This window comes from Marinobacter sp. (assembly GCF_041686475.1).
Classification (GTDB): Bacteria; Pseudomonadota; Gammaproteobacteria; order Pseudomonadales; family Oleiphilaceae; genus Marinobacter.
On the sequence record NZ_JAWLDU010000038.1, the window covers coordinates 9,957 to 29,093 of the forward strand.

General features: G+C 56.6%; 21 protein-coding genes. 10 read left to right on the forward strand and 11 right to left on the reverse strand.

The features are described from left to right. Positions 1 to 798: DUF1338 domain-containing protein (locus ACESMB_RS10130; protein ID WP_372971458.1), on the reverse strand; the 798-nt coding region annotated here is incomplete at its 3' end. Further along, positions 785 to 1,909, reverse strand: a complete 1,125-nt coding sequence (locus ACESMB_RS10135; RefSeq protein WP_372926674.1) for an arginine N-succinyltransferase — start codon at positions 1,907 to 1,909, stop codon at positions 785 to 787. The genes ACESMB_RS10135 and ACESMB_RS10130, both read right to left, overlap by 14 nt. A 140-nt stretch (positions 1,910 to 2,049) precedes the next feature. On the opposite strand from ACESMB_RS10135, the gene ACESMB_RS10140 reads away from it, so the two are divergent. After that, a complete protein-coding gene (locus ACESMB_RS10140) occupies positions 2,050 to 2,478 on the forward strand; it encodes an Lrp/AsnC family transcriptional regulator (protein WP_372926673.1) in 429 nt (142 codons plus the stop codon). A 21-nt stretch (positions 2,479 to 2,499) separates the two neighbouring features. Here ACESMB_RS10140 and ACESMB_RS10145 read toward each other — a convergent pair whose 3' ends face one another. After that, positions 2,500 to 2,784 (reverse strand): YebG family protein, encoded by a 285-nt coding sequence (locus ACESMB_RS10145; RefSeq protein ID WP_372926672.1) that lies wholly within the window; start codon positions 2,782 to 2,784, stop codon positions 2,500 to 2,502. 193 nt (positions 2,785 to 2,977) lie between these two features. Between ACESMB_RS10145 and ACESMB_RS10150 the strand changes: the two genes are divergently transcribed. The 4 genes from ACESMB_RS10150 to ACESMB_RS10165 all read left to right on the forward strand — a co-directional run bounded on the left by ACESMB_RS10150 (position 2,978) and on the right by ACESMB_RS10165 (position 6,329). Further along, the gene (locus ACESMB_RS10150; protein WP_372971459.1) at positions 2,978 to 3,595 is read left to right on the forward strand and encodes a LemA family protein; all 618 of its coding nucleotides are present in this window, start codon (positions 2,978 to 2,980) and stop codon (positions 3,593 to 3,595) included. A gap of 8 nt (positions 3,596 to 3,603) precedes the next feature. Further along, positions 3,604 to 4,338: a TPM domain-containing protein gene (locus tag ACESMB_RS10155; RefSeq protein ID WP_372926687.1), complete on the forward strand. Its 735-nt coding sequence runs from the start codon at positions 3,604 to 3,606 to the stop codon at positions 4,336 to 4,338. Between the two features lie 62 nt (positions 4,339 to 4,400). After that, on the forward strand, positions 4,401 to 5,027 hold the full coding sequence (locus ACESMB_RS10160; protein WP_372971460.1) for a TPM domain-containing protein: 627 nt from the start codon (positions 4,401 to 4,403) through the stop codon (positions 5,025 to 5,027). A gap of 117 nt (positions 5,028 to 5,144) precedes the next feature. Next, a complete protein-coding gene (locus ACESMB_RS10165) occupies positions 5,145 to 6,329 on the forward strand; it encodes a DUF5610 domain-containing protein (RefSeq protein ID WP_372971461.1) in 1,185 nt (394 codons plus the stop codon). Positions 6,330 to 6,333: 4 nt separating this feature from the next. On the opposite strand, the gene ACESMB_RS10170 is transcribed toward ACESMB_RS10165, so the two are convergent. Further along, the gene (locus ACESMB_RS10170; RefSeq protein WP_372926668.1) at positions 6,334 to 7,248 is read right to left on the reverse strand and encodes a glutathione S-transferase family protein; all 915 of its coding nucleotides are present in this window, start codon (positions 7,246 to 7,248) and stop codon (positions 6,334 to 6,336) included. Between the two features lie 439 nt (positions 7,249 to 7,687). Here ACESMB_RS10170 and ACESMB_RS10175 point away from each other — a divergent pair, with 439 nt between their 5' ends. Beyond that, positions 7,688 to 9,370, forward strand: a complete 1,683-nt coding sequence (locus tag ACESMB_RS10175) for an AMP-binding protein (protein WP_372926667.1) — start codon at positions 7,688 to 7,690, stop codon at positions 9,368 to 9,370. 83 nt (positions 9,371 to 9,453) lie between these two features. Here ACESMB_RS10175 and ACESMB_RS10180 read toward each other — a convergent pair whose 3' ends face one another. Continuing rightward, positions 9,454 to 9,651, reverse strand: coding sequence for a hypothetical protein (locus ACESMB_RS10180; RefSeq protein WP_372926666.1), 198 nt, complete (start codon positions 9,649 to 9,651; stop codon positions 9,454 to 9,456). A 128-nt stretch (positions 9,652 to 9,779) separates the two neighbouring features. Here ACESMB_RS10180 and ACESMB_RS10185 point away from each other — a divergent pair, with 128 nt between their 5' ends. Then, positions 9,780 to 10,673, forward strand: a complete 894-nt coding sequence (locus ACESMB_RS10185; RefSeq protein ID WP_372926665.1) for a LysR substrate-binding domain-containing protein — start codon at positions 9,780 to 9,782, stop codon at positions 10,671 to 10,673. 7 nt (positions 10,674 to 10,680) lie between these two features. On the opposite strand, the gene ACESMB_RS10190 is transcribed toward ACESMB_RS10185, so the two are convergent. After that, on the reverse strand, positions 10,681 to 11,370 hold the full coding sequence (locus ACESMB_RS10190) for a lysozyme-like domain containing protein (protein WP_372971462.1): 690 nt from the start codon (positions 11,368 to 11,370) through the stop codon (positions 10,681 to 10,683). Positions 11,371 to 11,568: 198 nt separating this feature from the next. On the opposite strand from ACESMB_RS10190, the gene ACESMB_RS10195 reads away from it, so the two are divergent. After that, positions 11,569 to 12,312 (forward strand): DUF2059 domain-containing protein, encoded by a 744-nt coding sequence (locus ACESMB_RS10195; protein WP_372926663.1) that lies wholly within the window; start codon positions 11,569 to 11,571, stop codon positions 12,310 to 12,312. 84 nt (positions 12,313 to 12,396) lie between these two features. Next, complete coding sequence (locus ACESMB_RS10200; RefSeq protein WP_372971463.1) at positions 12,397 to 13,575, forward strand: M24 family metallopeptidase; 1,179 nt, start codon at positions 12,397 to 12,399, stop codon at positions 13,573 to 13,575. 13 nt (positions 13,576 to 13,588) lie between these two features. On the opposite strand, the gene ACESMB_RS10205 is transcribed toward ACESMB_RS10200, so the two are convergent. From ACESMB_RS10205 to ACESMB_RS10215, 3 genes are all read right to left on the reverse strand, one after another. After that, positions 13,589 to 14,371, reverse strand: coding sequence for a substrate-binding periplasmic protein (locus ACESMB_RS10205; protein WP_372926661.1), 783 nt, complete (start codon positions 14,369 to 14,371; stop codon positions 13,589 to 13,591). A 92-nt stretch (positions 14,372 to 14,463) separates the two neighbouring features. Further along, on the reverse strand, positions 14,464 to 15,420 hold the full coding sequence (locus ACESMB_RS10210; RefSeq protein ID WP_372971464.1) for a succinyl-CoA synthetase subunit beta: 957 nt from the start codon (positions 15,418 to 15,420) through the stop codon (positions 14,464 to 14,466). Beyond that, positions 15,420 to 15,698, reverse strand: a complete 279-nt coding sequence (locus tag ACESMB_RS10215) for a peptidylprolyl isomerase (protein ID WP_372926659.1) — start codon at positions 15,696 to 15,698, stop codon at positions 15,420 to 15,422. The genes ACESMB_RS10210 and ACESMB_RS10215 overlap by 1 nt, the downstream gene beginning before the upstream one ends. Before the next feature lie 196 nt (positions 15,699 to 15,894). Between ACESMB_RS10215 and ACESMB_RS10220 the strand changes: the two genes are divergently transcribed. Next, positions 15,895 to 17,481 (forward strand): ABC-F family ATPase, encoded by a 1,587-nt coding sequence (locus ACESMB_RS10220; RefSeq protein WP_372971465.1) that lies wholly within the window; start codon positions 15,895 to 15,897, stop codon positions 17,479 to 17,481. A 523-nt stretch (positions 17,482 to 18,004) separates the two neighbouring features. Here ACESMB_RS10220 and ACESMB_RS10225 read toward each other — a convergent pair. Both ACESMB_RS10225 and ACESMB_RS10230 read right to left on the reverse strand, forming a co-directional pair. Next, positions 18,005 to 18,535: a GNAT family N-acetyltransferase gene (locus ACESMB_RS10225; RefSeq protein ID WP_372971466.1), complete on the reverse strand. Its 531-nt coding sequence runs from the start codon at positions 18,533 to 18,535 to the stop codon at positions 18,005 to 18,007. After that, positions 18,507 to 18,809: a DUF1778 domain-containing protein gene (locus tag ACESMB_RS10230; RefSeq protein ID WP_372971467.1), complete on the reverse strand. Its 303-nt coding sequence runs from the start codon at positions 18,807 to 18,809 to the stop codon at positions 18,507 to 18,509. Before ACESMB_RS10230 ends, ACESMB_RS10225 begins: the two co-directional genes overlap by 29 nt. Positions 18,810 to 19,137: the final 328 nt, after the last annotated feature.

The following is a 19,137-nucleotide window of genomic DNA, read 5'->3' on the forward strand; positions in this document are numbered from 1 at the left end:
GCTGTCCGTGCTTTCAAAGATCTTGTCCGCCGAGGCGGCGACAAAGCCGCTGTATAGGTGGCCATCGGGTTTGGGGTAGCGCAGGGCGAACTCGTAGAAGCAGCTGGGTATGGCGGCTGTCTGATCGGAGAATCCCACGTCCGCCCGGTCTGCCATGGTGGAGGACTGCTCCAGCAGTTCTTCCGGAGAGCCTTTCACTTCGCCGCCAGAGCTGTTCACCCGGTAACCGTTCTCTTTGAGCACTTGATTGATCTCCGCCACTGTGCTGAACCGGCTGAGAGCGTTAATGCTTACCGTGAAATGGTTGGCACGAAACCCCCAGGCGGCCAACCAGGCAGCGTATTCACTTTCTTCCAGTAGGGCCCGGTATGTGGGGTAGTCAATGCTCCAGTGTCGACCGGAATACAGGAAGTTGTCGGCGGTGACAGTATCCGGATCAATCTGGCTCACCAGCTTTCGGACGATGGCCTGCAACGGTTCGGAACACTGCTCAACCAGCAGTTCGGAGATAAACACCTTGGGGGCGGAAGGGTCCGGGTGTTCGTAGTGCCTGGCGTAGAGTTTTTTGGCTTCAAAGTGATACTCGCCACCTTGCTGGTAACCTAACGCCAGAAAGTGCGCCGCCAGTTTGTCCAGGTTCACCTTTTCGAGATTGTAGGTGCGCAGGGCAATGTGATCGTTCACGATTTCGCCGCCCTGGGTGTCGTCCAGCAGCTGGTGGATATCCTCGGCAGAGGGAGTGACTTCACAGTAGTTGTCCCACAGACGACGGAACAGTATGTCTCTATCGGTGTGCATGGAGCACCTCCCGTTGTTGGCGCAGTGGAATAGTCGTTGGTTGCCTGCCCGCACTGCTGGTTGCCAGTTCCATAAATCGCGCCCGCCCATCGTTACTCAGTTTCAGCGCCTTTGCCAGTGTCGCCGGTACCTGAAGCAGATTGCGTGATGGCAGATACCTGGCCGAACCGGTGACAGTGGCACGGAAGTCTGCGGCGCCGTTATTGGTTATAGCCAGTATCCGGCCCTGGCCGCCGGCGTGCCATTGATCCAGGTCCGGCTCAACGTTCTCGACAACCTGGATACCGCAGGCGGTGGAGCCTGACACCGACCGGATGTCAGCCAGCTTTGCCTCCACCGTGGGGCCGCCGTCGAACGGATCAACGTAACCGGTGTGCCGGAACCCTTCTGCCTCAAGCATGTTCAGGGCAGGGCGGGTGTTGTGATGGACCTGTCCGATGACGGCACGAGCGTTTTCGTTCATCAGGTGAGTGTAGAGCGGATGCCGCGGCATCAGATCGGCAATGAAGCCGTTGTCTCCGGTACCGACCATTCGAGTCACCGTGTCGAAATCCAGGTCAACGAAATGTTCACGTAGCCAGTTCCAGAACGGGGACTGGCCGTTTGCGTCCGCCACGCCACGCATTTCCGCGATGACCGTCTCTGCAAATCGTTGAGGGTGTTGCGCCATGAACAGGAAACGGACGCGCGATAGCAGTTTGCCAGCGTGCGCCCTGCGGAACTGCGGCCTCAGGAACAGTGTGCAGATCTCACTGCAGCCGACGTAGTGGTGGCACATATCCAGCACGTCCAGCCTGCGGAGCAGCTTCAGCTCTGGGGAATAGTGCACCACCTGTCTGCAGCGATAATGGTACAGCGGGCGTTGAATGCCCACCGACGCTTCAATGCCGGTTGTTCCCATGATTGCGCCGGTTTCCGGATCTTCCAGCACAAACAGGTAATTCTCGTCGCCAGGGGTCTTCACGCTGCGAGCGAAGCTTTCCACGGAACGCTGGACTTTCTGAGCCAGGAAATCACGATCATCCACCAGTGAGGTGAATCCGGGGCCGGACTCCACAGCGATTTCCTGCAGGGCCGGAAGGTCGGTCATGGCAACCGGGCGAATGATCATCGTGACATCCTCATCTGTCTCTGACTCCTGGCGGGTGAAGATTGATGAGCACAGTATGATGAAGCTGGTTGTCAGTTTGTAGTTTCAGAATATCAAATATGATAAATTATTATGGCAAAATTAAATAAGGATTAGGCAATATGATAGGAAAGCAGGATCAGGAACTGCTTCTGCTGCTGCGCCAGAATGCCCGGTCCAGTATTTCTGACCTGGCCCGTGCGCTCAATGTGTCCCGCTCAACGGTGCAGAATCGCATAGCGAAGCTTGAAGCCAGTGGTGTAATCCGTGGGTATGCCGTGCAACTGGGTGGTGAGTTCTCGGCCAACCAGGTAGAGGCGCACGTGTCGATCAAGGTTTTTCAGAAGCTGACAGCTCGGACCAATACCGCACTTGAACAGATCAGCCAGGTATCACAGTTGTATTCGGTCAGCGGTGAGTATGACCTGATCGCCATTGTCCAGGCGCAATCGCTTGAGGAGCTCAGTGCAGTACTCGACGAGATCGGTAACCTGGAAGGGGTGGAGCGGACCAACTCAGCGGTGGTGCTGGAAACACGTTTCCGCCGCTGAGTGGTAAGGGCTGTGGTCGGGTCAGTCGGAGTCCGGCTGCGCCTGTTCGTTCAGCAAAGAGGGCTTCTTCAGCGCCTTTCCAAACAGGTCTTTCTCTTCGGCAATGGCCAGCGCAGCTTTTTCTGCCATGGCTTCGTCCATGCCCTCAACCCTTGCCTGCAGGAACTGGGTAATTTCCTCTGCCAGTTCCAGTACCTTGTCCCGGGCGTCGGCTTCGGCTTTGGACGAGAAGAGCATTGTGTCGGGGTGTTTCAGTGCCATCTCCAGTCCGTCCCTCTCCGAGTAATACAGCGCTTGTACGGCCATGATGTTCTCCAGTGTGTTCCCGCACGTTGTCGTGTCTGGTGGGGTTCATTGAGTCGGACCGAGTATAACGAAGAGGTCTGTATATGTATACAGTGTTCAGGGTGGTGCATCGAACAGATGCACAAGTAGAAGTGTGTTAGTGTCAATGGCCACAGATTACTGGCCCCGTTAATCCTCAAGGAATCGATACGCTATGCAATACCTGAACACAGCCACGCCAGGCCGAACTGTTTTCCGGTTGGCGGCGGTGTCGCTACTGGCCCTGTTTCTGGTCGGGTGCGGCATCAATAATATCCCTACCTATGACGAGCAGGTGAAATCAGCCTGGTCGCAGGTGGAAAACCAGTATCAGCGGCGGGCGGATCTGGTGCCCAACCTGGTGGAGACCGTCAAGGGCTTTGCCGAGCAGGAACAGGACACCCTGACCGCGGTGATCGAAGCTCGGTCAAAGGCCACATCCATCCAGGTCGATGAAAGCATTCTCAACAATCCCGAGAAGCTGCAACAGTTCCAGCAGGTCCAGGGAGAGCTGAGCAGCGCGTTGAGCCGCCTGATGGCGGTCTCTGAACGCTATCCTGACCTGAAATCCAATCAGAATTTCCTGGCATTGCAGTCCCAGCTCGAAGGCACGGAAAACCGCATTGCGGTGGCCAGGCGGGACTTTATCCAGGCCGTCGAGCGCTACAACACCGAGATTCGCACTTTCCCGGGCAGGTTGTGGCACAGCTTTCTTTACAGCGACATGGAGCTGAGGGCCAGCTTTGAAGCAACAGCCCCGGATGCGGAAGACGCACCCCAGGTGGAATTCTGATGCCTGTAATGTTGCGCCGGATAACCCTGTTTGTGGCTTTTGCCCTGTTTGCCCAGGCTGCAATGGCCCAGTCCACACCGGAGTTTCCCGAGCTGACGGGCCGTGTGGTCGATCGCGCCGACATGCTTTCCGAACAGGTTGAAGCCAACCTTGTTCAGATGCTGGAAGCCCATGAACAGGCGACCACCGAGCAGGTAGTGGTGGTCACTCTTCCTGACCTGCAGGGCTATGCCATTGAAGATTATGGCTACCAGTTGGGCCGGCACTGGGGAATTGGTCAGGAAGGTGAAGACAACGGGGCTCTGCTGATTGTTGCCGAGGAGGAACGGAGAATCCGTATCGAGGTGGGATACGGCATGGAAGGACGCCTGACGGATGCTGCCTCCGCCACCATTATCAACCAGATCATTACTCCTGCTTTCAAGGAAGGTGATTTTGCCAGCGGTATTGCCAACGGTGCTGTGGCCATGGTCAAGGTGTTAGGAGGAGAACCCCTGGCAGTCCCGGAGCGCCGGCGTTCTGACGCCACACAGGACAAACCTCATCCCGCGCTTGGCATTCTGTTTTTCATTATTGTCTTGCTGGCGTTTTTCGGCAGTGGCCGGCGTGGCCGCAGTGCCATACTGGCGGGTGCTCTGCTCGGAGGGCTTGGCGGTGGTGGCCGTGGCGGCGGTCTTGGAGGTGGTGGCTTCGGTGGCGGAGGCGGCGGCTTCGGCGGCGGTGGAGCCTCCGGCGGCTGGTAGCACGGTCTCGTCCCGGGCTACACAAATACAGAACTCCCTGATTCAGCAATATCGGAACAAACATGACGCTATTAACAGACAAGGAACAGCAACAGGTGGCTTCGGCCATCTCTGAGGTTGAGCGGGAAACCGACGCGGAACTGGTCACGGTACTGGCCGACGCTTCCGACAGCTATGCTTACATACCGTTGCTGTGGGCGGGAATCGTCGCATTGTTGATCCCCGGCACCATCAATTACTTCACCGGCTCCCTGAGTGCCGACTGGCTATTGGTCGTTCAGTGGGCGACCTTTATCGTGCTCTGCCTGCTGCTTCAGTTGCCGGGTGTGGGGCACCACCTGATTCCGCAACAGGTGCGGTTCTGGCGCGCTTCCAATATGGCGCGGAGGCAATTCCTCGAGCAGAACCTGCATCACACAGAAGGCGGTGTGGGCATGCTGATCTTCGTCTCGGAAGCGGAACACTATGTGGAAATCCTGGTGGACCAGGGTATTTCCGCGAGGATTGGCGATGAGGTATGGGAAGGTATTGTCAGAACCTTTACCGATCGGGTACGCGGCGGCGATACCCTGAAAGGCTTTCTGGAGTGCATCGAAAGTTGCGGTCAGCACCTCAAGGAACAGGTGCCCGCCACCCACGAGAAAAATGAATTGCCTAACCACCTGGTGTTAATACCAAAAAGATCTTAACGCCCGCTCGTCGGCTGCCGATAACCGTGGGCAGGCTGTGGAAAGACTCCATATCCTGTCCCTCTGGTTATGAAGGTAGACGCTATGGTTTCTCCAATTAATATTCCCGGATCCGGCATGCCCGGCCGCTCTGGCGCGGAGTTGCCGGGGAACCGGTCATCAGGTGACAATTCCGCCCCCGTCGTCGTCAAAGGCCAGGACAGGACACCTATCCGTACGGCTGAAGATGCCATCAATGTGCTGCGAAAACGACTCGAACAGCAGTTGGATCAGCGACTGGGTAAAGCGGCTCCTGATGCTTCCGGCCCGGCCGGTAATCGCTTCGAGCCGCCGACTGCCGCCGATGTCGCCAGCCGGGTGCTGGGATTTGTTCAGCAACGCCTGCAGAAGGAGGCCGACGCTGGCGCCGACACCGAGCGGCTGGCGGGCCTACTAGCGGATGCCCGCCGTGGCGTTGAGCAGGGCTTTTCCGATGCTCGTGAACAGATTGAAGCCCTGGGAATGATGACCGACAAGCTCAACAGTGATATTGACGACAGCTTCGGCCGTATTCAGGAGGGACTGGCGGGGCTTGAATCCCGCTATCTGAAGACTGACCTGCCTGGCGCTTCTCCGGCGCAGAGCAAAACCTCCGCCGCACTGGTCGAGGCCGCAGCAAGAGACAGCTTGGCGTTTGAAGTGACCACCCGTGACGGCGACCGGGTCACCGTTCGCATGGACGAACAGCGATACAGCGGGATGGCCGCAGGTTCCTTAGAGAGTAACGGCATCCGCTCCGACGAAGTAAGCTCCGCCAGCCTGTTTTCCGGGCGCTACTCGTTCACCGTTGAGGGCAGCCTTGATGATGGGGAAAAGCAGGCACTGACAGAGCTGTTCGGAAAGGTTCAGGATGTATCAGGGCGTTTCTTCAATGGCGATATCCAGGGTGCGTTTCGTGCTGCGCAATCGCTTGATCTGGGCGGAGATGAACTCGCCAGCTTCAGCCTGAACCTGTCGGCAACCCGAATGGTATCCGCTGCAGCATACGAAACCATGGCCCGGGAGCCGTCTGTAAACAGCCAGTTGCGGCCGCTTGGCGGCCTGGCCAGGGAGATTCAGGAGGTTGCAGGAGATTCAGCAGCCAATGGCATCGACCTGCCTGCAGTGGAAGGCCTGATGCAGAAACTGCTGGATGATACCCAGGCGCTCCAGGAAGAGCAGGGCGGCGGGAACGGCTCCGCGCCGCGTGCCTTGATGGATGACTTCCTGAGCTCTGTTCTGACTGCCTTTGAAAGTGCCGGTTCTGAAGACAGACCTGCCTGAAGGATCAGGCCGGTCTGAGCACAAAACCCCGGGCTGGAAAGTGCACATGGACCTGGCCCACGCGGGCGTGAGAACGTTCGAGAACCAGTGCATGCCCGTCTGCAAATACCAGCTTCCCGGTGACTGGCTCCCGCCCATAGTCGTCGGGGGCCACTTCGACTTTATGCCCTGTCAGTGAGTCCTCACTGGCGGTCTCAATAACCCTTGGGGTCGCAGTACGGGCAATGTCCAGTGCCTGGTCAGCGGTGATCTCCCGGAACTGGCCATGGCCGAAGGCTTTCATTCGCTCCATCCAGGCGGTTACTTTCGGGTAATCCCTGAGCCAGGGTTTTCCAGCCAGGTCACACACGAACCAGAGGCCATGGTAGGCGGAGAAGTCTGCGACGCAGGGCGAGCTTCCGAACAGGAAGTCCTCGTTCAGCATGGATTCCATGTTGCTGATGTGCGCGATCACCTTCTTCTTCGCCTGTGGACCGCGTAGCGCCTTGACCCTGGATTTCCTGCCCATGCTGATGCGGTCTTTGAGAAAGCGCAACGCATGCAGCAGAGACGTGTCCCTCACCAGTTTCTTCAGCATACGGCCATCGCTTGCGGCAATCACACAGGCCAGAAATACATCCAGATCAGTGGTGTGCACGAAATCGATGATCTCCCGGGGTTGGCCGGCCAGGCTCAGTTCGGTTTTGCCGCTGAGGCGCACGATTTCGTCGGCAATTGCCCGGCTGTCGCAGAAGATATCGGCGCCGTTCTGGGCAACAGGGACCTTCCGGTAGCCGCCTGCGAGGATTGACAGAATCGGCCTCGGTGGCATCTCCCTGACAGTAACGGACTGCCAGGTGAGGTCGGCATAGCCGAGCATCACCCGGATCTTTTCGGAAAAAGGTGACATGGCATAGTGGTACAGAATGAAATCTTGCATGGGGCGGAACCCTTCCGTATTGGCAGTGTTATCTGACGAGGTAAGGAAGGGTACGCTGCAAACCGGCCTGGCGGAAGCCCCGGGAGCTGCCCGGGCGGGCCACTCAGGCGGTCAGGAGACCTGCTGATGCGCAGTAAAGAAAGGCAACCGCGCCTGTACAGATGAAAGCCCAGGCCGGGAAAATCAATGATGAACGGGTTGTTGTTCTCACAGGTACCTCCAGAGTGAATTTTTGTTGTTGTTCGTACGCTGACAGGATCACTCTAGACCATTGTTGATATTTGTCACGGCCCAAAATGTGTTGGGTGTCTCATCTGCCCACTTTTACAGGGAGGTGGTCCGGGATTGCGGATAACTTGAGGAAACGGCAAATACAGGTACTATGCTTTAGTCTGACAAAAATAAAGTGATTCCAGACTATAACAATAAGGAGCCGTCGATGGCTGTAGACAATGCAAAGCAAACCTCTCTCCATTGCCTTTACTACTGGGCAGAGCAAACTCCCGACAAGGTTTACCTGACCCAGCCATTCCCGGATGGAACCACCGAAGACATCACCTGGAAACAGGCGGCGGACCAGGTTTCCCGGATGGCGGCACATCTTGCTGCCCTGGACATTCCCGAGCACAGCAATATCTCGATCCTGGGTAAAAACAGCGCACACTGGATACTTTGTGATCTTGCTACCTGGGCAGCAGGGCACGTTTCAGTTCCGCTTTATCCCACGTTGAACGGCGATACGGCGGCTTATGTTCTCGAGCACAGCGAAGCGAAGCTGCTTTTCCTGGGCAAGCTGGATGGCACGGCCGACGGCTGGAATGACATCAAGGGACACATTCCCGACGACATGCCGATCATCTCGTTGCCGATGTCGCCCCGTGACGATACGCCCCAGTGGCTTGATATCATAGCTGATCAGCAGCCGGCTGAGCCAAAGCTGCCCGACCCGGATGACCTGGCGACCATTGTTTACACCTCTGGCAGCACCGGTCGTCCGAAGGGCGTGATGCACAGTTTCCGCACCATGATTTCGGTGGCTGATGGCCTGCAGCAGATTTTCCCGGTCAATCAGGATGAGCGCATGCTCTCCTATCTGCCGCTTGCCCACGTCGCCGAGCGTGCCGCGGTGGAAACCCAGTCACTGTATTACGGCTTCCACCTGTATTTCGCCAACGCCCTGGAGACCTTCCAGGAAGACCTGCAGCGGGCCCGCCCGACTCTGTTTTTCTCGGTGCCGCGACTGTGGATGAAATTCTACCTGGGTATCAATAACAAGCTGCCACCCAGGAAGCAGAAAGTGCTGTTCAATATCCCGCTACTGAATCGGTTGGTAAAAAAGAAGGTGCTCAAGCAACTCGGGCTTGATCATTGCCGTGCCGCCCTGACGGGCGCGGCGCCTCTTTCCAGCGAAATTGTTGCGTGGTATCGCAACCTGGGCCTGGAATTGCTGGAAGTGTATGGCATGTCCGAGAACTTCGGTTATTCCCATGCCAATCGTCCCAGCGCGGCGAAGCCCGGCACCGTGGGTGTCACCAATCCGGGTGTGGAGCATCGTCTGGCAGAGGGCGAGGAAGTTGAGGTCAAAAGTCCCGGGCAAATGCTGGGTTATTACAAGAACGAGGAGAAAACCCGGGAAGATGTCACCGACGACGGCTTCCTGAAAACCGGTGACATGGGTGAGATCGACAGTGAAGGTTTCCTGCGTATTACCGGCCGTGTGAAGGATCTGTTCAAGACCTCCAAGGGCAAGTACGTGGTACCCGTACCGATTGAGAACCGCTTCAACCACCCGAAAGCAGAAGTGGTGTGCGTGGCCGGTGCCAATCAGCCCCAGCCGTGTCTGATGGTGTTGTTATCGGAGGAGGCGCGGGATGAGCTGGAGGCCGGTGGCAGCCGTGAAGAGCTGGAGCATGAGCTGGCGGCTGAGCTGGATGCGGTGAACCGGGGATGCGAGGGTCATGAGAAACTGGCCTTCGTGGTCGTGGTGAAGGAACCATGGACTATGGAAAACGGTATGCTGACTCCGACTATGAAAATCAAGCGCAACGTCATCGAAGATTACTACAACCGCAAAATGGATGAGTGGTTCGGCAAGAAACGGAAAGTGATCTGGGAGTTCTGAGCCCGAAAATGAAAACACCGGTGGGCCTGAGCATTCAGGGCCACCGGTGCTGATGAAATCTGTCTTCCCTTACAGGGGCGGGCTTAGTGTCCGCCCTGCATCATCTGGGGCATCTCCGGCGTTGCGGATGCTGCCTTCCTTCTCCAGGAACTCATTTTCCGGCTGATTGCCTGTGCTGCCTGTTTGGCGGCTGCACGGGTGTATTGGCGCCTGACATCAGTACTGTTGTGGAGGATACTGGACGGCAGCGGGTGAACGGTTGCGGTATGGTGTTGAGTCATAGCGCCTTCCTCCTTGTCTGGTGGATTAAAAAATATTGGTTAGCTGACTATGTAAAGAACTATACGCCTTCTTTTTTGCAGCTTGAATACGTTAAAATCCGTACTCATGTTGCAAATATGCAGTAGCTATGGACTGGGATTATCTTCGATATATACACGCGCTGGCTATAGGTGGAACCCTCGCCAAGGCCGGTGACATACTGGGAGTACACCAGACGACAGTGCTTCGCCGTCTGGACCAGATGGAAGAGCAGCTGGGCGTTCAGTTTTTTGAGCGTAACCGCGACGGGCTTCAGCTGACGCCAGTGGGTGAAACCGCTTTCCGGGCGGCCGAAAGGCTCACCGGAGACATGGAAAACCTTGAGCGCCAGTTGGTGGGGCAGGACTCCGCACCAGTGGGCAAAGTCAGGCTTGCCGCTACCGATACCATGGTCAATGCCCTGATAAGCCCTATGATTGCCGACCTGGTTCGGGAATACCCGGACATTGAGCTGGAAGTGCTTACTGATAACGATGTGCTCAACCTCAGCCATCGCGAAGCCGATCTGACCCTGCGGCCGGTGAATAAGCCCCAGGCCACCCTGGAAGGTGAGCGCATCGGAACCATTGAGTCGGCCGTCTATGGAGCTTCCAGATACTACAGGCGCAACCCTGACATGGATCTGGAGAATGCACCGGAACAGCAACTCTGGATTCTGCCTGATGAGAGCTTCAGCCACCTGGCAACCGGGCGCTGGTACCGCAAGAATCTCAAGAACGCGTCTTCTTTTATCCGCTGTAACAGCCTGCAGGCCATGCATGCCCTCGCGCGGGCTGGCGCCGGTCTCGCCGTGCTGCCCTGTTACCTCGGAGACAACACCCGCGAACTGAAACGGCTATCTCCGCCCCTGGAGGGTGAAGGTGTGGATCTCTGGCTGATGGTTAACAACGAAACCCAGCAGATGGCAAGGGTGCGGATCGTGATGGAGTTTCTTATCACCAGGCTGGCAAAGCTTTCTTCGCGAGTGGAGGGTAATGCCTGACCCGTTTCTACCAGTCGCCGCAAAAAGGCCAGAACTGATAGAAGCGCCAGCACTGGAACTCCTCCTCGCAGGTCTGTAGCTGGTGGTGATAACGAAAAGCCCGGGTTTGCACCCGCTCGGCCAGCGACATCACCGCCGGCTTGGCGAGATAGCTCTGTCTCTGATAACCGGTTCTGCCTTCATGGTATGCAAGGTAGAGTTTCCCGGGACTGGTGAGAGGAATGCCAGCCTCACGGTTGGTGAGATGGTTGTACCAGCCTACAAAATCCAGCGCGTATTTCATGTTGGTGCGCACCACCGACAAGCCGTCGCCGTTTGCCTCCAGGTATTCGCCCCAGGCCGGGTCCAGTGCCTGGGCGTAGCCGTAGGCTGATGTTGGGCGGGCCCAGGGAATGAACCCAAACAGCCACTTGCGCGGTGGCCTGGCGTGGCTGCGGAACGACGATTCGTAGTAGACAAAGGCCAGTTGTGTGGCAATGGGGGTGCCCCACCGCTCCTTTGAGCGTTTGGCGTAGTCGTACCAGACCGGGTGCTCGCGAAAAATCTCACACACGTCTTCCGGATTGGCGGGTGGGTCCGGTTCCAGCAGGCTGAACCGCAGGGTTGCCACAATAGCGATTGCCAGGCCCAGTGACGGTAGCCCGTACCAGCGAAGCCGCGACTTCCACATTTTCAGTCGGTTACGACGTTTATTCATGGGCAGGCCAGGGCTCTCTTGCTCCACACTACAAAATGGTCATCAAACGACGGGCGGGTTTGCTTGCAGGGGCTGTTGGCTCCGTGGCATAACAAACGCCCGATCTCAGAGGATACTAGGTTCATGCGCGCACTATCCCAAGTTAAACCAGCATTACTTTTTCTTTTGCTGGTGTGTGGTTCCGCCACCGCAAGCCCCTTGGCCGACTCGGTATTACGGGCGTCCCCCATTGATGAGATTGTGGCCCAGTATCCGGCGATGATGAGCCAGGGTGTTCGCGAAGGGTTGAAACAGAGTGGCCGGGTAGAGCCATTTGTCGCCAACACCATCAGCAGTGTGGTCAGTAATGCGTTCAGCGCGGAAGATATTCGCGCGCAGGTGGTTGATGATCTGGCCATTGGGCTGGACGATCAGCAGTTGAACTCGGTGCTCGCCTGGTATGAAACACCTCTGGCTGAAGAGATCTCCCGGGCGGAGGTTGCTGCGTCCAGGCCGGCAGCATGGGAAAAAGTGGAGGCCGAAGCTTCGGAACTGCAGGACAGGTACGAGGGCAGTGAACGGGCACAGCTGTTTGACCGGTTTGACCGCGCGGCCCGGGCCACCGAAAGCGCTGTCGATACAACCGTTGCCGTGCAGTTGGGACTGGCCTCCGCCATGGCCGCCTTTAACGGCAGCAAAGGGCCCACTTTCGAGCAGTTACAACAGAAGATCGAGGGCCAGAGGGACATGCTGCGGGGCATGGTCGCCCAGCAGGTCTACGTGGGCTACCTTTATACCTATCAGGATGTGACCACGTCTGAATTGAAAGACTATATCGAGTTCCTCGAGAGTAACGCCGGTTCGGCGTTTACCCGGGTGGTCACCAACAGCATCCAGCGCTCTGTTACCGAGCCGGTTGAAACGGTTGGCAGCCAGCTGACGCGGTTCTTTAATCCGGGTTGAAGTCCATCGGGGTTTGAAAAGCAGCCGGTTTGGGTCCAGTCTCCAGTAGTAACCTTTCCGCCTGCGCCCCCGGAGATGACCCCCATGGACTATAATGCCTACCAGAAAACCCTTGCCAGTGAGCTCAGGGGGAGGGAATGTCCGTTTCCCCAGGCAGAATATGATCAACGGCTTGAGAGCCTCAGGGCGAGGATGGCAGCGGACGACGTCGAGGCGTTGCTGCTGACAGACCCGTCTGATCTTTTCTATCTGACCGGCTACAGCACCTTCGAGGTTTCTGTTCATGTGGCTCTGGTAGTCACTGCCGACTCGCTGACTCTTCAGGTTCCCTCCATTGAAACCGGCCCGGCAATGATCACGACACGGGTTGATAATGTTATTGGCTATCGCTGGGAAGGCATTGGCGACGTACTCGATCCTCTGGCCCGGGCTCTGGGTGGCCATGCAACCACTGTGGGGATCGATTACTGGCACGGCTCGTTGCGCCAGGGTGTGGTTGAAGGGCTGAAACAGCGGCTGCCGGTTACGCGATTCGTTGACGCGTCCCGCATGCTGAAAAGTATCCGCATCGTAAAATCGCCTGCAGAAATTGACTACCTGAGACAAAGTGCGCGCATTACCGGGCAGGGTATAGAGGCAGCTGCAACAGCGATACAGCCGGGCATGACCGATAACGACATTGCAGCCATAGGTGCGGAAGCCCTGTTGGCCGGTGGCAGCGAGTTCATGAGTATGCAGCCCATCGTTACCGTGGGGCAGCGAAGCAGTGTGATTCACACCAACCACAAGCGCTGCAGGGTAGAAGAAGGCGATCCCGTATTCCTGGAATTCGGTGCCGTGTGGCAGCGCTATACGGCACCGATGATGCGTACCGTCGTGGCCGGTGAGCCCACGGCAAGGATGCGCTCCGTTTTTGATGGCTGTCGCCGCGTGGTGGATGCCTTGCAGTCATCGATGGTGCCGGGGCGAACGTTTGATCATGCTGCAAGGGCCGCGGAGCATGCCATGGCTCCGCTGGTCGACGAGGTGTTTTTCTCAGGGGTGTTTGGCTACACCGTAGGAGCGCAGTTTCCCCCATCCTGGGTGGAAGGTTCAGGATTCATTGCACGTGGTGAATCGGCCGAGTTCCGCCAGGGGATGGTATTTCACCTGCCCGTCTGCCTGCGTATTCCCGGGCAGTGGGGCATTGGTTGCAGTGATACTGTTCTGGTCGGCGAAAATGGAGCAGAGCCCCTTACCTGCAATCCCTGGCGGCTGGACTGAACAGCCCGTTCAGTCAGGCGTCCGGCTTGTTGAGGGAGGCCTGTGGCAGGGTGTCAAAGTAAGATTTATAACGGCCATCATCCCTGAAATCCTGCAGGCCCCTGTTGAATATTTTCCGAAGCCGATCTGTTTCCGGCTCGTCGGCCGGGAACAGCAGGAAGCTCTCGTTTTCTGAAACGGACCTGGGGTGATGAGTGATCATTTTTGCTTCTTCCGGCCCGGTTTCCCGCCGGAGAATATAGTAGCCGACGTTTATTTCTTCGGGGAAGGCGTCGATGCGACCGAACAATAGCCTGCGGAAATTAAGCTCGGTAGACGCTACCCACTCCACGTCGATAACGTCGTTTTCCACGGCGTTGTCGAAGTTCTTCCCATAGCTGTAGCCTATGCTGCCTCCGAGCCGGAGGTCGGAAAGGTCTTCCATACTCTGCCACCTTACGGGAGCGTCCTTCCGGTAAAAAAGCACAAAGCGTTCGTTCATTACCGGGTCACTGAAAACAAAGTCCTGCTCCCGGTCGGCTGCATACATCCATATGGCAGTGGCATCGTGTCCGCCTGCAGCGGCTTCCCGGTAGGCGCGCTTCCAGGGCAGGAAGTGGAATTCCACCTCGTAGCCTGCCTCGGCAAAGATGTCTGTGACCAGCCGGGCAACGCTGCCTTTTCCGGGCTCACTCTCCACAAAAAAGGGCGGCCAGTCTCCAACACTTATACTGATTTTACGCGCGTCATCATCTGCTAATGCAAAAGTCGACCAGAACAACGTAAGCACAATGATTTGCGCGATCACCAACTTCATGCAAAGTCTCACAGACAAGGATGCTGAACGACAGACAGGGAGGGTCGTTCGACGGCTATTGTTAACAATACTAGACCATATGCCAGAGGAGGTCACTCCAGCCTGATATCCCGCAGGTAAACTGTTCCGGGTTCCGGCAACCGGGAAACGAACAGGCCCAGGCGCCTGATGTTCTGCATATCCATGGCCCTGCCAGCGGGCGCTTCCCTGACCAGATCAAGATCGAGCCGGAAGCTCTGTTCACCGGGAGGAAGCAGAAGGCTTGTGTTGAAACGGTCGTTGTAGGCGTTTGCGCCCAGATCATGGGGGAGATCGTTGATTCGCAGGGTCATCCGGAGATGGTGATCCTGCGGGTTATGCAGCACGATAATGAGGTTTTCGTAGCCCCGCCAGTCACCGGGGAAGTTGTGCAGGGAGGCACCGGAGTAACGGTTGGTGGAGAGGGATAGTCTGAGCTGGTATTCCTGGCTGCGCTCGGTATTTCCGGAAGCGCGTGTGACCGGCCCGCTCCAGAAAGGTGAGGGATCTGGCTGGTCGAAATCATAGAGCGCTGGCAATAACTGGCTGACGTGGTATTGCTGCACGGCAACCCTTGCGGTACTGCCTGCTTCGCTAATCAGAAGTGCCGCAACGATGATCCGCAGGCACCAGGTGGTCAGCCGTGAATGCCCTGCATGCGGAGCCGGGGGCTTAAGGGCAAGTATTACCCACAGCCCCAGCATATTGCGGAGGATATCCTGCCAGTCCATCTGGCGGCTTACCCCGTATTGGAGTAACTCTATCCCCACGCCGATCAGAAGCACCGCAAGTGTGGTAAGGCCCCAGAGCGTCCAGCCGGTCCAGATCCGCCAGGGCTGAACGGCAAGGGTCAGCAGGGCAAAAAACAGAATGTGCCCGAGGTTCCAGGCCGACTTGTACAGTGGCCCATCGCTCCATCCCGGGCCGCCTATGAAGAAAAAAGGTGCTATTAGGACGATGCCCGCAAAGGCAAGATACTGGCATATCCGGGCCTTGCGAGCGGGGCGGTCTGCTGGCAGGTATGCTCCCATCAGCTCCGACTGGTAACTTCCAGCAGGTGATAGCCGAACTGGGTCTTCACCGGCCCAAGGACCTTGTTCACTTCACCGCTGAACACCACCTTGTCGAATTCCGGAACCATCTGGCCGGGGCCAAAAGAACCCAGGTCGCCGCCGTTGCGGCCGGAGGGGCAGGATGAGTGCTGCTTTGCCACATCCGCAAAGTCCTGGCCGCCTTCGATGGCCTGTTTGAGTTCTTCGCACTTTGCTTCGCTGTCTACGAGGATATGGCGTGCTGTTGCCTGTGTCATGGGGTCGGTTTCCTTGATCGGGTTAATAGAGAGTGTGCTGGCATTACCGAGGTTGAAATGCTGCCCGCTCCGCGTCGTTGAGGCAAGCGCTTTCTATCCGTGTTTCTGCTGTCTCACGGTTCTTGCTGCAAACCTGTACAATGCCGGGTTTTCTCGACCGGCGTTTGCCCGGTATTCACTGTTGATAGGTTTCTTTTTGATTTCCACCGCGAACATTACCATGCAGTTCGGGGCCAAGCCCCTGTTTGAAAACGTATCCGTCAAATTCGGCAATGGCAACCGCTATGGCCTGATCGGCGCCAATGGCTGTGGCAAGTCCACGTTCATGAAGATCCTCGGCGGCGATCTGGAGCCTTCCGCGGGTCAGGTTATGGTGGACCAGAACCAGCGCCTGGGCAAATTGCGTCAGGACCAGTTCGCCTACGAGGACTGTACGGTTATTGATACCGTGATCATGGGCCATGAGGAACTCTGGCGAGTGAAAGCCGAGCGGGACCGAATCTATTCGCAGGCAGAAATGAGCGAAGAGGACGGCATGGCGGTAGCCGACCTGGAAGTCCAGTTTGCCGAGATGGACGGTTACACTGCCGATGCCCGTGCCGGCGAGCTGCTGCTGGGGCTGGAGATCCCCCTGGAGCAACATAGCGGACCGATGAGCGCCATTGCTCCGGGCTGGAAGCTGCGCGTGCTGCTGGCCCAGGCGTTGTTCTCCGATCCCGACATCCTGCTGCTGGACGAGCCCACCAACCACCTGGACATCAATACCATCCGCTGGCTGGAAAGCGTTCTTGTGGCGCGGGACAGCACGATGATCATCATTTCCCACGACCGCCACTTCCTTAACAGTGTGTGCACCCACATGGCGGACCTGGATTATGGGGAACTGAGGCTGTTCCCGGGTAACTACGACGAGTACATGACCGCCGCGACCCAGGCCCGCGAGCGCATGCTGTCGGATAACGCCAAGAAAAAGGCCCAGATTGCCGAACTCCAGCAGTTTGTCAGCCGTTTCTCAGCCAACGCCTCGAAGGCCAAGCAGGCCACCTCCCGCGCCCGCCAGATCGACAAGATCCAGCTTGAGGAAGTGAAACCTTCCAGCCGCGTGAGCCCGTTTATCCGCTTCGAGCAGACCAAGAAACTGCATCGCCAGGCAGTGACGCTCCATGGGTTCACCAAAGGCTTTGAGAACGAACCGTTGTTCAATAACCTGGATCTGAAGGTAGAAGCCGGGGAGCGTGTGGCCATCATCGGTCCCAACGGCATCGGCAAGACCACGCTGATGCAGTGTCTGGCCGGGAAAATGGTGCCGGACAGTGGCGAGGTGAAATGGACGGACAGCGCCCAAGTGGGATACTACGCCCAGGATCACTCCGATGATTTCGCCAATGATATGACCCTGTCTGACTGGATGGCGCAATGGACGGCAGACGGCGAGCAGATGGTGCGCGGTACGCTTGGCCGGATGCTGTTCTCCGGAGATGAAATCGGCAAATCGGTCAAGGTGATTTCCGGCGGTGAGGAAGGCCGGATGCTGTTCGGCAAGCTGATTCTTCAGAAGCCCAATGTTCTGTTGATGGACGAGCCTACCAACCACCTGGATATGGAATCCATCGAGGCGTTGAACCTGGCACTGGAAAATTACCCGGGTACGCTGATTTTTGTCAGCCATGACCGGGAATTTGTGTCGTCACTGGCCACGCGTATTCTGGATCTTTCCGGGGAAGGCGTGACGGACTTTAGTGGTTGCTATGATGACTACCTGCGTAGCCAAGGGTATTATTGAGGACTGCTGACTTTGGTCGCAATTGGAGAGGAGTGATCTGCTCCCGACGACGGTCATCGACTGGCGCTTCGAGCGGCTGCGTCACCCAACGATCAAGGATCGAAGGGCCATGTCAACCAATCAGATCTCAATACTCTCAGTTATCTCTAGAGCGTCCTCGACTTCAGCACATAGATATCGAACGGAGCTTGCAATCAATTGCCATGTTGAACATAGTCAGTTCACGGACATTTTCCGCGATTTCCAATCGAATGTGGATAGCCCAGATTTGTTCGAGTTTGAGCGGTAGCTACTGACCAACGAGCTCACCCTTATTCCAGGGAGCATGACGGATAGGGAATATCATATTTGACCCTCTTCGAAGGGTGAGGACCTATAATTATGGTTTTAATGGCAGGATCTTGCCCGACAAACGACTTTGCAGCGGTCGCAAAACGAACGTTCAGGCGGATAGACCGCCACTTCCCCCGGGAGAAATTCCGCCTCTTTTTAGAAAGATCCGCAGCAACGGGGCAGAACCCGACTACCGTCCATTTGTCTGTGAGAGTTCGACTGCTTCCAGACATTGTTCAAAAGGCAGCCAAAGCGCTGAAGCGTCACCCTCAACGGCATCAATAGCGACGAACCCGAACTTTTCGTAGAATCTTTTTGAGTCGTCGTCTTTGGCATCTACCGCACAGCCTATACCTCCAACTGAAATCGACGCATCAACAACCCGTCTCAAGCACTCGACCAGCAGGTATTCTCCTAATCCATACCCTTTCACAGAGTTATCAACCGCAAGCCGTGCCAGCCGGTAAACCGGCGGATCCGACGGAAACCGCTTTTGCAGGGGATGCCCCTGGGGGAAGACAACGGTGCTTGGAAGAAGAGTGTAATAACCCAGGATCTCCGTCGGGTCGCCCTCATCTTCAACCAGTACATAAGTTCGTGTCGCCATCTTCTGGCTACTTTGCCGGGCAATTTTCTTTAAGAACTCGTTGAGTGCAGGCTTACCGCAGTCAAATTTTCGCCGATTGTGCTTTTTACTGATTTCTTCGGTTCTTAAAGTCACCAGCCAACTTCCTGTGGTTGAGTGCAGCTTCCCGAAGCTTTGGGTTAATCGGCTCAGGGTTATCCAGCAGCGCCAGCATAAGATCAGCACTTTGCCGGGAAACCTGAATTTGTAGCGCCTGACGCTCGGCCTCTTGTGCTTCTTTCTTTGCAGCGTAGATCAGGAACTGACTCAAGCTGCGGCCCGTTAACTCTGCTGCATGAGCAATAAGTCTCTGCGTTTCTTCATCGACACGGGCTACCAGGCGAGTGTCTTTACCTTGTGTGTTCATCATATTCTTCACCGATGGTGGGATAGGCTCGACTGGAACCCAAGAAAACTATCTTCCTTGATAAAAAGTGATTCGATGGACTTAGACTACCTGTGCCATGTTGGCATACATAATTGCCTCAATCAACCTTGTATGCCAATGTGGCACATGCAATTTATAAGATTCTCAGCTGCAAAGGTCGCGAAGCGGACATTCAGATGGTGCGATAACGCCAGTGGTGATGGGCGACAATGGAGCGCGGCGTAGTTGGCGTCCCGTTGACCACCTTGTTAACCTCTGAGTTCGAGGTCTTCCCGAATAACCTCCGGATGGCGGAAAGCAATCTCGATGA